This window comes from Pseudomonas sp. C6002, from assembly GCF_013385805.1.
Classification (GTDB): domain Bacteria; phylum Pseudomonadota; class Gammaproteobacteria; order Pseudomonadales; family Pseudomonadaceae; genus Aquipseudomonas.
This window is the reverse complement of record NZ_JACAPH010000043.1, coordinates 36154-50672: the sequence shown is the minus strand read 5'-3', so window position 1 is coordinate 50672 and position 14519 is coordinate 36154. Positions and strand designations below refer to the sequence as shown.

17 protein-coding genes are annotated in these 14519 nt (G+C 60.4%); 13 read left to right on the top strand and 4 right to left on the bottom strand.

What is annotated here, in order from left to right; all coding sequences use genetic code 11:
* Positions 1-234 precede the first annotated feature (234 nt).
* Complete coding sequence (locus HX817_RS28570; RefSeq protein ID WP_003211652.1) at positions 235-537, bottom strand: DUF2288 domain-containing protein; 303 nt, start codon at positions 535-537, stop codon at positions 235-237.
* A gap of 340 nt (positions 538-877) precedes the next feature.
* On the opposite strand from HX817_RS28570, the gene HX817_RS28565 reads away from it, so the two are divergent.
* The 10 genes from HX817_RS28565 to HX817_RS28520 all read left to right on the top strand — a co-directional run bounded on the left by HX817_RS28565 (position 878) and on the right by HX817_RS28520 (position 8597).
* Positions 878-2005 carry a branched-chain amino acid ABC transporter substrate-binding protein gene (locus tag HX817_RS28565; RefSeq protein WP_087693197.1) on the top strand — a complete coding sequence of 376 codons (1128 nt, stop codon included), beginning with the start codon at positions 878-880 and terminating at the stop codon, positions 2003-2005.
* 45 nt (positions 2006-2050) lie between these two features.
* On the top strand, positions 2051-2233 hold the full coding sequence (locus HX817_RS28560) for a hypothetical protein (RefSeq protein WP_003211657.1): 183 nt from the start codon (positions 2051-2053) through the stop codon (positions 2231-2233).
* The gene (gene livH, locus HX817_RS28555; RefSeq protein WP_017137212.1) at positions 2233-3156 is read left to right on the top strand and encodes a high-affinity branched-chain amino acid ABC transporter permease LivH; all 924 of its coding nucleotides are present in this window, start codon (positions 2233-2235) and stop codon (positions 3154-3156) included. The genes HX817_RS28560 and livH overlap by 1 nt, the downstream gene beginning before the upstream one ends.
* Positions 3153-4406, top strand: coding sequence for a high-affinity branched-chain amino acid ABC transporter permease LivM (locus tag HX817_RS28550; protein ID WP_003211661.1), 1254 nt, complete (start codon positions 3153-3155; stop codon positions 4404-4406). The genes livH and HX817_RS28550 overlap by 4 nt, the downstream gene beginning before the upstream one ends.
* Positions 4403-5170, top strand: coding sequence for a high-affinity branched-chain amino acid ABC transporter ATP-binding protein LivG (gene livG / locus HX817_RS28545; RefSeq protein ID WP_003211663.1), 768 nt, complete (start codon positions 4403-4405; stop codon positions 5168-5170). The genes HX817_RS28550 and livG overlap by 4 nt, the downstream gene beginning before the upstream one ends.
* Position 5171: 1 nt before the next feature.
* Positions 5172-5873, top strand: coding sequence for an ABC transporter ATP-binding protein (locus HX817_RS28540; RefSeq protein ID WP_003211664.1), 702 nt, complete (start codon positions 5172-5174; stop codon positions 5871-5873).
* Positions 5874-6134: 261 nt separating this feature from the next.
* On the top strand, positions 6135-6440 hold the full coding sequence (locus HX817_RS28535) for a DUF2282 domain-containing protein (RefSeq protein WP_003211666.1): 306 nt from the start codon (positions 6135-6137) through the stop codon (positions 6438-6440).
* Between the two features lie 26 nt (positions 6441-6466).
* Positions 6467-7342, top strand: a complete 876-nt coding sequence (locus HX817_RS28530; RefSeq protein WP_003211668.1) for a DUF692 domain-containing protein — start codon at positions 6467-6469, stop codon at positions 7340-7342.
* The gene (locus HX817_RS28525) at positions 7339-8115 is read left to right on the top strand and encodes a DUF2063 domain-containing protein (RefSeq protein WP_177041976.1); all 777 of its coding nucleotides are present in this window, start codon (positions 7339-7341) and stop codon (positions 8113-8115) included. The genes HX817_RS28530 and HX817_RS28525 overlap by 4 nt, the downstream gene beginning before the upstream one ends.
* Positions 8112-8597: a DoxX family protein gene (locus HX817_RS28520; protein ID WP_003211673.1), complete on the top strand. Its 486-nt coding sequence runs from the start codon at positions 8112-8114 to the stop codon at positions 8595-8597. The genes HX817_RS28525 and HX817_RS28520 overlap by 4 nt, the downstream gene beginning before the upstream one ends.
* On the opposite strand, the gene HX817_RS28515 is transcribed toward HX817_RS28520, so the two are convergent.
* On the bottom strand, positions 8594-9502 hold the full coding sequence (locus HX817_RS28515; protein WP_003211675.1) for a LysR family transcriptional regulator: 909 nt from the start codon (positions 9500-9502) through the stop codon (positions 8594-8596). The two genes, HX817_RS28520 and HX817_RS28515, sit on opposite strands and share 4 nt — an antisense overlap.
* A gap of 104 nt (positions 9503-9606) precedes the next feature.
* On the opposite strand from HX817_RS28515, the gene HX817_RS28510 reads away from it, so the two are divergent.
* Complete coding sequence (locus HX817_RS28510) at positions 9607-10206, top strand: short chain dehydrogenase (protein WP_003211677.1); 600 nt, start codon at positions 9607-9609, stop codon at positions 10204-10206.
* Positions 10207-10222: 16 nt separating this feature from the next.
* Here the strand turns inward: HX817_RS28510 and HX817_RS28505 are convergent, their stop codons facing one another.
* Entirely contained in the window at positions 10223-10618 is a 396-nt protein-coding gene (locus HX817_RS28505) for a hypothetical protein (protein ID WP_008432073.1), read from the bottom strand.
* Between the two features lie 136 nt (positions 10619-10754).
* On the opposite strand from HX817_RS28505, the gene HX817_RS28500 reads away from it, so the two are divergent.
* Both HX817_RS28500 and HX817_RS28495 read left to right on the top strand, forming a co-directional pair.
* A complete protein-coding gene (locus HX817_RS28500; protein ID WP_003211681.1) occupies positions 10755-11426 on the top strand; it encodes a COG3650 family protein in 672 nt (223 codons plus the stop codon).
* A 107-nt stretch (positions 11427-11533) separates the two neighbouring features.
* Positions 11534-13147, top strand: coding sequence for an NAD(P)/FAD-dependent oxidoreductase (locus HX817_RS28495; RefSeq protein WP_003211683.1), 1614 nt, complete (start codon positions 11534-11536; stop codon positions 13145-13147).
* 135 nt (positions 13148-13282) lie between these two features.
* On the opposite strand, the gene HX817_RS28490 is transcribed toward HX817_RS28495, so the two are convergent.
* Positions 13283-14380 (bottom strand): PLP-dependent cysteine synthase family protein, encoded by a 1098-nt coding sequence (locus tag HX817_RS28490; protein ID WP_173406096.1) that lies wholly within the window; start codon positions 14378-14380, stop codon positions 13283-13285.
* Between the last annotated feature and the right edge of the window lie 139 nt (positions 14381-14519).

Below are 14519 nucleotides of genomic sequence, written 5' to 3'. Positions count from 1 at the left end.
TAAGAGCGGAACCATAAGTAGCCGTTACCTAAATAACGGATATGTACTCAAAAAAACTCACACCCAGAAACAATTCCCCCCGCACTCTGCCGCTACCAAAACTGTTCCCATGACGCGCACGTAACCCTCGCCTGTGACCTTTCTCTACGGCAAGGTGCCATCACCGCAAATGCAGTTACCCGCCTACACACTTAAACCCGGAAAAATCACGCACCTTTTTCGCGCATGCATTTCCTACACTGCCCTTTCCTGGATCAGAATCCACGGCGAAACCACCACCGCCCACAAACTCGGATCCCGCTCAACCAGGTCCAATGCCCGCGTCGCAGACACCTCGCCAAGACTCCCCGCAGCCAGCCAGGCAGCGACTTTCTCACGGTTGTCCTCAGCCATGCCCTCGGCGGCCTCGATCAAATCCAGCCCGGCGTCGACCCACAATAGGGCACCCTTGGCAAAGAACGGCTCAAGCTCCTTCCAGGAAATTTCGGCAGTTTCACCAAGCAGCTTGGCATAGAGGGTGCTAGGTTCTTGCGTCATGGGAGTTCACCTGAAGAAAAAATCGGCGCAATCATACCGTCGAGCCCCAGGCAGAAAAACCCAGTTGCAAATGAGGCACCGAACGAAAGTGTCAGGAAAGCCAAGGATTGCCCGAAACTCTGGCATCACCCCGCCGCAATTCTGTCTTTTTCTTTCATTTAAGCGACATACCCGGGTTTTGCCCCCAGCAGCCAGCTTTTCAAGCGATCAACCGGCGCTCTACACTGTACCGGTACAGTTGCCAGGCCGCTGCCGGGGGATATCCGAGATATCTGATCCGGTTCTGCAGCTCACAAGGCCGCTAGAACTATAAAAAATACAACAGTAAGAGTGGAGCACTATGAATAAGGCTACTAAGCAGATTTCCAAACTGTTTGCCGCTATGGTCCTGGCCGGGGTTGCCAGCCATTCGTTCGCAGCTGACACCATCAAGATCGGTATTGCCGGCCCTAAAACCGGCCCTGTGACCCAGTACGGCGACATGCAGTTCATGGGTGCCAAGCAGGCCATCGCCGACATCAACGCCAAGGGCGGCGTAGATGGCAAAATGCTCGAAGCCAAGGAATACGACGACGCTTGCGATCCAAAACAAGCCGTGGCCGTAGCCAACAAAGTGGTCAACGACGGCGTCAAGTTCGTGGTCGGTCACCTTTGCTCCAGCTCCACTCAGCCAGCATCCGACATCTACGAAGACGAAGGCGTGATCATGATCACCCCGGCTGCCACCAGCCCGGAAATCACGTCCCGTGGCTACAAGCTGGTCTTCCGTACCATCGGCCTGGACAGCGCCCAGGGCCCAGCCGCCGGTAACTACATCGCCGACCACGTGAAGCCGAAAGTCGTAGCCGTTATCCACGACAAACAGCAATACGGTGAAGGCATCGCCACTGCCGTTAAACAAACCCTCGAGAAGAAAGGCGTGAAAGTTGCTCTCTTCGAAGGCATCAACGCTGGCGACAAAGACTTCGGTTCGCTGATCCAGAAGCTCAAGCAAGCCAACGTCGACTTCGTCTACTACGGCGGCTACCACCCTGAGCTGGGCCTGATCCTGCGCCAAGCCAAGGAAAAAGGCGTGAACGCCAAGTTCATGGGCCCTGAAGGCGTCGGCAACGACTCCATCTCGCAAATCGCCCAGAACGCTTCCGAAGGCCTGCTGGTTACCCTGCCGAAATCCTTCGACACCGATCCTGCCAACAAGGCAATCGTTGAAGAGTTCACCAAGAACAAGCAGGACCCAACCGGTCCGTTCGTGTTCCCGGCCTACTCGGCAGTTGAAGTGATCGCCGGCGGTATCGCTGCCGCGAAGAGCGAAGACACCGCCAAGGTGGCAGCGGCCATCCACGCCGGTACCTTCAAGACCCCGACCGGCGACCTGAGCTTCGACGCCAAGGGCGACCTGAAGGACTTCAAGTTCGTGGTCTACGAATGGCACTTCGGCAAACCAAAAACCGAAGTTTCCCCTCAGTAAGCCAGGCGTTACTGGTCAACAAGCCCACTGTGCAAGCAGTGGGCTTTGTTTTACGAGGTTTATGGGCCTGTCACCCGCGATCCGGGCGCTGGCTCACCTGAAAATCTTAAAACCGTCACCAGCGGTTCGCTGGCAAACGCTTTGTGCAACCTGATCACAGAACAGGGCACCGAGCCGGAAATTGACTCCACCAGTGAAATGCGTATCGGGTTTTTAGGAGCGCTGTAATGCCTGAGATCTATCATTTTTTCCAAACGCTGGTTAACGGCATGACCGTTGGCAGCACCTATGCCTTGATAGCCATTGGCTACACAATGGTTTACGGCATCATTGGAATGATTAACTTCGCCCATGGCGAGGTGTACATGATTGGTTCCTACGTGGCCTTCATCGCCCTTGCCGGGCTGGCCATGCTGGGTATCCATTCCCTGCCGCTGTTGATGACCGCTGCATTCCTGGCGTCCATCGTCGTAACCAGTGCCTATGGCTACAGTATCGAACGCGTTGCGTACCGCCCCTTGCGTGGCAGCAACCGCTTGATCCCGCTGATCTCCGCGATCGGCATGTCGATTTTCCTGCAGAACACCGTATTGCTGTCCCAGGACTCCAAGGACAAATCCATTCCCAACCTGATCCCGGGGAGCTTCTCCTTCGGCCCAGGTGGCGCACAAGAAGTGCTGATTTCCTACATGCAGGTCCTGGTCTTCGTCGTCACCCTGGTGGCAATGCTCGGCCTGACCCTGTTCATCTCTCGCTCCCGTCTGGGGCGCGCCTGCCGGGCCTGCGCCGAAGACATCAAGATGGCCAACCTGTTGGGCATCAACACCAACAACATCATCGCCCTGACCTTCGTCATCGGTGCCGCACTGGCGGCTATCGCTGCCGTGTTGCTGAGCATGCAGTACGGCGTGATCAACCCCAACGCCGGTTTCCTGGTGGGCCTCAAGGCCTTCACCGCGGCGGTATTGGGCGGCATCGGCAGCATTCCGGGCGCGATGCTCGGCGGGCTGGTGCTGGGGGTGGCTGAAGCCTTTGGCGCCGACGTATTCGGTGACCAGTACAAGGACGTGGTGGCATTCGGTCTATTGGTTCTGGTGCTGTTGTTCCGGCCGACCGGCATTCTGGGCCGTCCGGAGGTTGAGAAAGTATGAGCAGATATCTTAAATCGGCGTTTTTCAGCGCCTTGCTGGTCTGGGCCGTGGCCTTCCCGGTACTCGGGCTCAAGTTGAGCATTGTCGGGATCAACCTCGAAGTGCATGGCACCGGTCCCGTGACGTTGACCATCATTGCCCTGTGCTCGGTGCTGATGTTCCTGCGCGTGCTGTTCACCCAACAGGTCGGGGCACTCCTCAAGTCCAACCGTGGCCCGTTGGTATCGCCCAAGGTCAGCCAGTTCCTGACCCTGCCGCGCACCCAGCGCTACATCATCATCGGCCTGATCGTGGCCGCGTTGATCTGGCCGTTCTTCGGCTCCCGTGGTGCGGTGGATATCGCGACGCTGATCCTGATCTACGTGTTGCTGGGCCTGGGCCTGAACATCGTGGTGGGTCTCGCCGGCCTGCTCGACCTGGGCTATGTGGGCTTCTATGCGGTGGGTGCCTACACCTACGCGCTGCTCTCGCATTACCTGGGCTGGGGCTTCTGGATCTGCCTGCCACTGGCCGGCATGGCGGCGGCCACATTTGGCTTCCTGCTGGGCTTCCCGGTACTGCGCTTGCGCGGTGACTACCTGGCGATCGTGACCCTGGGCTTCGGTGAAATCATCCGTCTGTTCCTGCGTAACCTCACCGATATCACCGGCGGCCCCAACGGCATCAGCAGCATTCCCAAGCCGACGTTCTTCGGGCTGACGTTCGACCGCACCGCGGCCGAAGGCATGCAGACGTTCCACGAGTACTTCGGGATCGACTACAACCCGGTGAGCAAAGTGGTGTTCCTGTACCTGGTGGCCCTGCTGCTGGCACTGGCGGCGCTGTTCGTGATCAACCGCCTGCTGCGCATGCCGATCGGTCGCGCGTGGGAAGCGTTGCGCGAAGATGAAATCGCCTGCCGTGCACTAGGCATGAACCCGACCGTCATCAAGCTTTCGGCATTCACCCTAGGGGCCACCTTCGCCGGTTTTGCCGGCAGCTTCTTCGCCGCGCGCCAAGGCCTGGTGACCCCGGAGTCGTTCACCTTCATCGAGTCGGCAATCATCCTCGCCATCGTGGTACTGGGCGGCATGGGCTCGCAGCTGGGCGTGATCCTCGCGGCGATCGTGATGATCCTGCTGCCGGAAATGATGCGTGAATTCAGCGAATACCGCATGTTGATGTTCGGCGCCATGATGGTGCTGATGATGATCTGGCGACCTCAAGGCCTGCTGCCCATGCAACGTCCCCACATGGAGCTGCGCAAATGAGCCGCGAGATCCTGAAAGTCGAAAACTTGAGCATGCGCTTCGGCGGTTTGCTGGCGGTCAACGGCGTGGCCCTGACCGTGCAAGAGAAACAAGTCGTGGCCCTGATCGGCCCCAACGGCGCCGGCAAGACCACGGTGTTCAACTGCCTGACCGGCTTCTACAAGCCGGCTGGCGGCACCATCCTGCTGGACGGCCAGCCGATCCAGGGCCTGGCCGGCCACGAGATCGCCCGCAAGGGCGTGGTGCGCACCTTCCAGAACGTGCGGTTGTTCAAGGACATGACGGCGGTCGAGAACCTGTTGATCGCCCAGCATCGCCACCTGAACACCAACTTCTTTGCCGGCCTGTTCAAGACGCCGTCGTTCCGCAAGAGCGAGCGCGAGGCCATGGAATATGCAGCGTACTGGCTGGACAAGGTCAACCTCACCGAGTTTGCCAACCGTCCTGCCGGCACCCTGGCCTACGGTCAGCAACGGCGCCTGGAAATCGCCCGCTGCATGATGACCCGCCCGCGGATCCTCATGCTCGACGAACCGGCCGCCGGCTTGAACCCGAAGGAAACCGAAGACCTCAAGGCGCTGATCAGTGTGCTGCGTGAAGAAAACAACGCCACCGTGCTGCTGATCGAACACGACATGAAACTGGTCATGAGCATTTCCGACCATATCGTCGTGATCAACCAGGGCACGCCACTGGCCGACGGTACGCCGGAGCAGATCCGCGACAACCCGGAAGTGATCAAAGCCTATTTGGGGGAAGCGTAAAATGCTGCAATTCGAAAACGTTTCCACTTTCTACGGCAAGATCCAGGCGCTGCACAGCGTCAACGTGGAAGTGCGCCAGGGCGAAATCGTTACCCTGATCGGCGCCAACGGTGCCGGTAAATCCACGCTGCTGATGACCCTGTGCGGTTCGCCCCAGGCTCACAGCGGCAGCATCCGCTACATGGGTGAGGAGCTGGTGGGCCAGGCCTCCTCCGAGATCATGCGAAAGAGCATTGCCGTGGTTCCGGAAGGCCGCCGGGTATTTGCCCGCCTGACCGTGGAAGAGAACCTCGCCATGGGCGGGTTCTTCACCGACAAGGGCGATTACCAGGAGCAGATGGACAAGGTGCTGCACCTGTTCCCGCGGCTCAAGGAACGCTTCAGCCAGCGCGGCGGCACCATGTCCGGCGGCGAACAGCAAATGCTCGCCATCGGCCGCGCGCTGATGAGCAAGCCCAAGCTGTTGTTGCTGGACGAACCGTCCCTGGGGTTGGCGCCGATCATCATCCAGCAGATCTTCGACATCATCGAACAGCTGCGCAAGGACGGTGTGACAGTGTTCCTGGTGGAGCAGAACGCCAACCAGGCGCTGAAGATTGCCGACCGCGCCTACGTGCTGGAAAACGGCCGCGTGGTGATGCAGGGCAGCGGCGAACAACTGCTGACCGATCCGAAAGTACGTGAGGCTTATTTGGGCGGTTGATGCCCATCTGGTCAAATGTATGAGCGGGCTTTTGTGGGAGCGGGCTTGCTCGCGAAGGCAGTGGATCAGCCAACTTGTTGGGTGACTGACCCACTGCCTTCGCGAGCAAGCCCGCTCCCACATTTGTTTGGTGTGAACCAAAGACTTTGGCGAAACCTGAAATTTTTTCCCCCGGCTTTGTAACGAATCCCTTCCCCCTTTCTCTAGTGGTGTAAGCAGGCGAACATGCTTGCCAACCCAACCCACTGCTGGAGATACACCATGACTACCAAAACCCGCTCGCTGTCCGCCGCCACCCTCGTCCTGGCCCTGGGTTCGGCCCTGAGCCTGTCCGCCCTGACCACCACCGCCCACGCCGCCGATGACATGCAGAAATGCTTCGGTGTAGCCGAAGCCGGCAAGAACGATTGCGCCGCAGGCGCCGGCACTTCCTGCGCGGGCACCTCGAAGGTCAAGGATCAGGCCAACGCCTGGAAACTGGTCCCGGCCGGTACCTGCCTGAAAACCCCAAGCACCACCTCGCCAACCGGCTTCGGCCAGGAAGCTGCCTTCACCGCCAAGTCCTGAAACCCTGCACAGCCTGAGTACTGACGATGACGCTCTCATTCACCCACTCCATCTCCCAGGCTCAGGCGCCCGGCCTCCCCCGTCGGGCCGGGCTGGGGCTCAAGAACGAGCACTTCAGTGAAGTGCTCGAGACGTCCCCCGATATCGGTTTTTTTGAAGTCCACGCCGAAAACTATATGGTGGCCGGCGGGCCTTTCCATCACTACCTGGGCTTGATCCGCGAACAGTACCCGCTGTCGCTGCACGGTGTAGGCCTGTCCATTGGCGGCGAAGGTCCGCTGAACGACGAGCACCTGGCGCGCTTGGCCACGCTGATCGAACGCTATCAACCCCACTCCTTTTCCGAACACCTGGCCTGGTCCAGCCACGGCCCGGTGTTTCTCAATGATTTGCTGCCGCTGGCGTATGACGATGAAACCCTGAAGCGGGTGTGCGAACACATCGACCAGGTACAAACCCGCCTGCAGCGGACCATGCTGCTGGAGAACCCGTCGACCTATCTGCAATTCCAGTGCTCCACCCTGGAAGAGACCGACTTCATCAGCGAAGCGATTCGCCGCACCGGCTGCGGGCTGCTGCTGGACGTGAACAATGTGTATGTGTCGTGCATCAACCATCAGCAAGACCCGCTGAAGTACATCGAGGCCTTGCCGTTGCACGCCGTGGGCGAGATTCACCTGGCAGGGTTTGCCGAAGACACCGACAGCCTCGGCGACCGTTTGCTGATTGACGATCACGGCGCCCCCATCGACAACGCGGTATGGCAGCTCTACCAGCACGTGCTCAGCCGCACCGGGCCGGTCGCCACGCTGATCGAGCGCGACAACCAGGTGCCGGCGTTCAGCGTGCTGCACGCTGAAGCACGCGAGGCCGACCGGTTTCTGCTGGAGGTGCGTGCATGAGCCGCCAGGACGTCTTTAGCCGCGCCCTCCTGTCCCCCGAGGAAAACTGCCCGCAAGGCTTGTTCAGCTGCAACGGCGCCGATCCGGCCGGTCGTTTTGCGGTGTATCGCAACAATGTCCATAGCTCGCTGATCAACGCGCTGGCCGCCGGCTACCCGGTCACCCTGCAACTGGTGGGCGATGAGTTTTTTCGGGCGATGGCCGGTGTGTATGTCCAGGGTTTCCCGCCGACAAGCCCTCTGATCAATGAATACGGCAGCGACCTGGCGGACTTTATCCAGGGCTTCGCCCCCGCCGCCAGCGTGCCTTACCTGGCTGACGTGGCGCGCCTGGAGCGATTGCGGGTGAGGGCCTACCACGCGGCGGACGCACAGCCACTGGATCAACAGGAGGTCATCGCCACCCTGCAACAACAGTCGGACCTGGGCGAACTGCGCCTGCAACTGCATCCATCCCTGGCCACCCTGAACTCGGCCTACGCCGTGGTGGCTTTATGGGCGGCGCATCAGACCGGCGAATCCCTCGCCACCCTCGACCCCTTCCATGCCCAAAGCGCGCTGGTACTACGCAATGGCCTGCACGTGCAGGTATTTCACATCGACAGCGGCTCAGCGACGTTTATCAACAGCCTGAACAACGGTTGGCCATTGGAAATGGCCGTGGCCTACGCCCTCGATGCGGCCGCCGAATTTGACCTGCACCAATGCCTGGCCCTGCTGATCGGTCACGGCGCCATCACCCACTTGCACACAGAACCCAAGGTATCGCCATGAACACCACCGCTCCCGGGCTGATCCAACGGATCATCCAGTGCTTCGAGAAAATCCCCTACAGCCTGATCGCCTTTGTCGCACGCTTCTCTATCGCAGCGGTGTTCTGGAAATCCGGCCAGACCAAAGTGGAAGGCCTTGCCGTGGACCTGATCGGCGGGACCTTCCAACTGGGCTGGCCGCACTTGGCGCCGTCCACCCTGCCGCTGTTTCGCAGCGAATACCACGTGCCGCTGCTGTCTGCGGAAGTGGCGGCGCACATGGCTGCGTTCGCCGAGCATTTCTTCCCGGTGCTGATCCTCGTGGGGTTTGCCACGCGATTCTCGGCGCTGGCGCTGCTGGGCATGACCCTGACCATCCAGCTTTTCGTCTACCCGGACGCCTACCCGACCCACGGCACCTGGATCGCATTGCTGCTGCTGTTGATGGCCAAGGGGCCGGGCAGCTTCTCGATTGATCATCTGATCGCCCGGCGCTACCGCTAAAGGCGATCGAGGGCTTCGCCGCTGCGCTTGAACCAGCCCACCAGATAATCTGCGAGTACCTGGGTGCGGCGCGGCAGGCCGCCCTGATACGGATGGACCAGGTACATCGGCATGCTGCGGGTCTGATAATCCCGCAGGAGCCAGCGCAGGCGACCGTCAGCCAATTCCGCGTGCAGCACGTAGGACGGCAAGCGCGCGATGCCCGCCCCCACCAATGCAGCCTTCTTCAACAAGTTGTAATGGTTGGAGGCAAAGGTCCCGGATACCCGAACCCGCAGCAGCTCATGCTGTTGGTGATACAGCCACTCTTCACGACCACTGTAGTGGCTGTTCAGCAAGCAGTTGTGGCCCACCAGTTCCGCCGGCGTCAGCGGCTCGCCGTGCTGTTCCAGGTAAGCCGGGCTGGCGCAGGTCATCTCGTGCCAGGCGAGCAACGGCTTGGCGACCAGACGCTCGTCGTTGGCGACCTCCGAACGTACCGCCAGGTCGAAGCCATCCCGCGCCAGGTCCCGGTACTGGTTGTTGAGTTCCAACTCGATCTGCACCTGTGGGTACTCCCGGGAAAACTCCAGCAACAGACCGTCGAAGAAGGTTTCGCCCAGGGACACCGGAACCGTCATACGCACCGGGCCGACGAGATCATCCTTGAGCCTGGCCAACGCCTGACGTGCCCGCTCCACCTGGACCACCAACGCCTGGGCTTGCGGCAACAGCGCCGCACCCGCCGCCGTCAGGCTCAGGCGGCGGGTGGTGCGATGCAACAACACCACCGAAAACTGCGCTTCCAACTGGCTGATGCGCTTGGACAGTTGCCCTTTGCTGCAGCCCAGTTGCTGGGCCGCCAAGGTAAAGCTGCCGGCTTCGATCAACACGGCAAACGCGGCGAGGTCATCCATTTCGCTCATGGATTGTTTCCAATTGAAAACCAAAGGTTGCCTATTAGTGCACTTATCCGCGCAAAAAATCACTCTAGACTGAAACCTCACCTACACATCTGGAGGAAGGCACGATGAAAATACTGTTGATTGGCGCAAGCGGTACCGTGGGTTCGGCGGTGAAGGCAGAACTGTCCCAACGGCATGAAGTGATCAGCATCGGTCGCAAAAGTGGCGACTTCCAGGTCGATATCAGCGACAGCGCCTCGATCCGCAAACTGTTCGAACAGACCGGCAAATTCGACGCACTGATCTGCGCCGCCGGCAGCGTCAACTTCGTGCCCCTGGGCGACATGAGCGAAACCGATTTTGACCTGGGCCTGCAAGACAAGCTGATGGGCCAGGTCAACCTGCTGCTGATTGGCCGCGAGTTCGCCAATGACGGCGCGTCGTTCACCTTCACCAGCGGCATTCTCAACCGCGATCCGATTCGCACCGGTGCTTCGGCTGCCCTGGTCAACGGCGCGCTGGATGCATTCGTGAAAGCCGCTGCGATCGAACTGCCCCGCGGCCTGCGCATCAACTCGGTCAGCCCTACCGTCCTGCTGGAAGCCATGGGCAGCTACGCGCCGTACTTCCGTGGGTACAAACCGGCTCCGGGTGCAGAAGTGGCGTTGGCCTACGCGAAAAGCGTGGAAGGCTTGCAGACCGGGCAGACGTTTATCGTTGGTTGACCAGCCTGAAAAGCCGTCACCGTTGAACCCAGGGCATCCATTTACGGAGCATGTCCTGGGGGACGGAAAACTGTATTTCTCGTGTGTTCAGCACACCCATGACAGTGGCGCCATCACTCACGTTGTAGCCGTCTACGTATGTCGAAACCTGCTTGTTGTAAGCCAGTAAAGTAATTGCAGCCGTGCGGGCCCTGGCCTCCGGGCTCAGCGTGACATTGACCGAAATAAAGTCCGGGCTACTGTCAGGCGTCCTCTTCACGGTGATCGAGATCTCGGTAAAGTCAGTGGCAGAGGAGTACTCCAGCCGCGCCGGTTCACTGCCCAGTGCAGAACCCGTCACCAGTAACAGCCCCCACAGATTCCATCGAATAGTCATCGCGGCTTTCCGAATAAAAGAGAAAGACGTTCCCATGACCGTTCACATCCCTCTATAGGAAAAGTCCCAGCAGGGATGATCGCCCCCGGCACACCTTATTCAACCTGTGTCCCGGGCTTGTGATGCACCGCCAGCCTGCGTAACGTGGCGGCACTTATCAGGAGACCCGATGATGCGTGCCGCCCGTACCCTAGCCTTGTTTGCCCTGCTGCCCCTGTTCGCCGCCTGCCAGATGTTCGATAACGAGCCGGCCAAGCCCTCTCTCGCCGGGATGACCCGCATGCAGGGCGAGTTGACGGCCCAGGGTGACAAACTGCTGTTCCAGCCCTGCAACGACAAACGCAACTACGTGGTCAACGACACCGGTGGCACCAGCATCCTGCAGGAGGCCGCCTCCCTGGCCGGCCAGCAAGGCGCACTGTTTGCCGACCTGCGTGGCAAGTTCTCCGGCGTCGCCAGCGGCACCCAGGGCACGGTGGACCTGCAACAGGTGTACCGCGTCGAGCGCTCGACCTCGGCCTGTGATGACCCGGACTTCAAGCGCATGATCCTGCGGGCCAACGGCCACAAACCGGCCTGGGCGATGAACGTCACCGCCAAGGGCATGGTGCTGGAGCGTGAAGGCCAGCCACCATTGGCCGTGCCGTATGTGGAAGAGCAATCGGGCGACGGACGGTTCAACCTGATGACCGAAGCGAATAACCAGCACATCGAACTCTGGGTGGCCCCGCAACGCTGTGTCGACAGCGCCAGCGGCAGCCTGCAGCACATGTCCGCCGAGCTTCGGGTCAACGGCCAGGTGCAACGCGGTTGCGCGTCGTTCGGCGGTTCGCGAGACGACTGATTGCGCCCTGCGCTGTTTTAGCATGACGGGAAACCGCTGTTGGGGCTTATAATCGCCGGTTTGCAAAACAGCCGGCCTCTTTGCCCGCCGCCTACCGGATTCCTGTCATGTTACGAATCACCGAACTCAAGCTGCCCATCGACCATCCCGAAGAAGACCTGCGGCCTGCCATTGTGCAACGCCTGGGCATCGCCAGTGATGACCTGCTCGATTTCACCCTGTTCAAACGCAGCTACGACGCCCGCAAGAAATCGTCGGAGCTGTGCTTCATCTACACCATCGACCTGGAAGTCAAAGGCGAGGCGGCCCTGCTGCTCAAGTTCGCCGATGACCGCAACGTCAACCCGGCGCCGGACATCAGCTACAAGGTCGTGGGCCATGCGCCGGAAGGCCTGACCGAGCGGCCGATCGTCGTCGGTTTTGGCCCGTGCGGGATCTTCGCCGGGCTGTTGCTGGCACAGATGGGTTTCAAGCCGATCATCCTCGAGCGCGGCCGCGAAGTGCGCCAACGCACCAAGGACACCTGGGGCCTGTGGCGCAAGAATGTGCTGAACCCGGAATCCAACGTGCAGTTCGGTGAAGGCGGCGCCGGGACCTTCTCCGACGGCAAGCTCTATAGCCAGATCAAGGATCCGAAATTCCACGGTCGCAAGGTGCTGCACGAGTTCGTCAAGGCCGGTGCGCCAGACGAAATCCTCTACGTCAGCAAGCCGCACATCGGTACGTTTCGCCTGACCGGCGTCGTGGAAAACATGCGCCAGCAGATCATCGCCCTGGGCGGTGAAGTGCGCTTCGAGCAGCGGGTCACCGACGTGCTGATCGAAGACGGCCAGTTGAATGGCGTGGTGGTGGATGGCGGCGAGCAGATCCTGTCCAAGCACGTAATCCTGGCCCTCGGCCACAGCGCCCGCGATACCTTCCGCATGCTGCATGGCCGTGGCGTGTACATGGAAGCCAAGCCGTTCTCGGTGGGTTTCCGTATCGAACACCCGCAGTCGCTGATCGACGCTGCACGCCTGGGCAAGTACGCCGGCCACCCGAAACTCGGGGCCGCCGATTACAAACTGGTGCACCACGCCAAGAACGGCCGTTCGGTGTACAGCTTCTGCATGTGCCCGGGCGGTACCGTGGTCGCGGCGACATCAGAGCCGAACCGCGTAGTAACCAACGGCATGAGCCAGTACTCCCGTAACGAACGCAACGCCAACTCCGGGATCGTGGTGGGCATCACCCCGGAAGTGGATTACCCGGGCGGCCCGCTGGCCGGGATCGAGTTGCAGGAACGCCTGGAATCCCACGCGTTCATCCTCGGCGGCAGCAACTACGAAGCACCGGCGCAGCTGGTGGGTGATTTCATCGCCGGCAAGCCGTCCACCGCCATCGGTACCGTGGAGCCATCCTACAAGCCCGGCGTAGCCCTGGGTGACCTGGCGCTGGCGTTGCCGGAGTTTGCCATCGAAGCCATCCGCGAAGCGTTGCCGGCGTTCGAGAAGCAGATCAAGGGCTACTCGCTGCACGACGCGGTCCTTACCGGGATCGAGACCCGCACTTCTTCGCCGCTGCGGATTACCCGTAACGAGTCGATGCAGAGCCTGAACGTGAAAGGCCTGTTCCCGGCGGGCGAAGGTGCCGGTTATGCCGGTGGGATTTTGTCGGCGGGTGTCGACGGGATTCGGATTGCCGAGGCGCTGGCGCGGGATATGTTGGGTATCGAGGCTTAACCACTGCGCTGAAAACGCAGCAGATCAAATGTGGGAGCGGGCTTGCTCGCGAATGCGGTGGATCAGCCGAATGATGTATTGGCTGACACACCGCATTCGCGAGCAAGCCCGCTCCCACATTGGTAATGCGGTGTTTCAAATATTGGCGCGCAGGATGCTTTCCGGCAACGGTTGCCCCCGCTCGACACTCGCCGCAACGGCCGCAATCAAACCCTCCAACTCATACCCCTGCCCTGCAAGCCAGGCCTGATCGTAATAGGTCGTGGCATAGCGCTCACCGCCGTCGCACAAGATCGCCACGATCGAGCCCGACTCCCCTGCCGCCTTCATCTGCTGCGCCGCGATCAATGCACCGATCAGGTTGGTGCCACTTGAGCCGCCTACTCGCCGCCCCAAGCGCTGCGCCAGGTAATGCATGGCCGCCAGGGACAGCGCATCCGGCACCTTGACCATCGCATCAATCACTTTCGGCAGGAACGACGCCTCAACCCGTGGCCGGCCAATACCTTCGATGCGCGAGCCACAGTCCAGGCGCAGGCTGGCGTCGCCGCTCAGGTAGTAGTCGAAAAACACCGAACGCTCCGCGTCAGCGCACAACACTCGGGTGCAGTGCTGGCGATAACGCACATAACGCCCCAACGTCGCCGTGGTGCCACCCGTGCCGGGGCTGGAAATCAGCCAACTCGGCTCCGGATAACGCTCAAAGCGCAGTTGCTGGAAGATCGATTCAGCGATGTTGTTGTTGGCGCGCCAGTCAGTGGCACGTTCGGCATAGGTGAACTGGTCCATGAAATGACCACCGCTTTCCTGCGCCAGGCGCTCGGATTCGGCGTAGATCTGCGTCGGATCCTGCACCAGATGGCTCTTGCCCCCGTAGAACGCGATCTGCGCAATCTTTTCCTGGGAAGTGGTGGCCGGCATCACCGCAATAAACGGCAAGCCCAGCAGCCTGGCGAAGTACGCCTCGGAAATCGCCGTGGAACCGCTGGAGGCTTCGATCACCGGTGCACCGGGCTTGAGCCAGCCGTTGCACAACGCATAGAGGAACAACGAACGCGCCAACCGATGTTTCAGGCTGCCGGTGGGATGGCTGGACTCATCCTTGAAATACAACTCGATACCCGGCAAACCCTGCATTGGCAAGGGGATCAGGTGGGTGTCGGCGCTGCGCTGGAAGTCCGCTTCAATAATACGAATGGCTTCGCGGGCCCATTGGCGGTTGTCGCTCATGATCGGTTTCTCTAAGGATTTCAGACCTGATCTTAGGATGTTTCCTACACTCCACACAGATACAGTCATGACTCAATTGGACACACAATTTTCGGGGTCTGGCGCGCAGGTGATCAGACCGATTCCTTATAACAAATAAGAA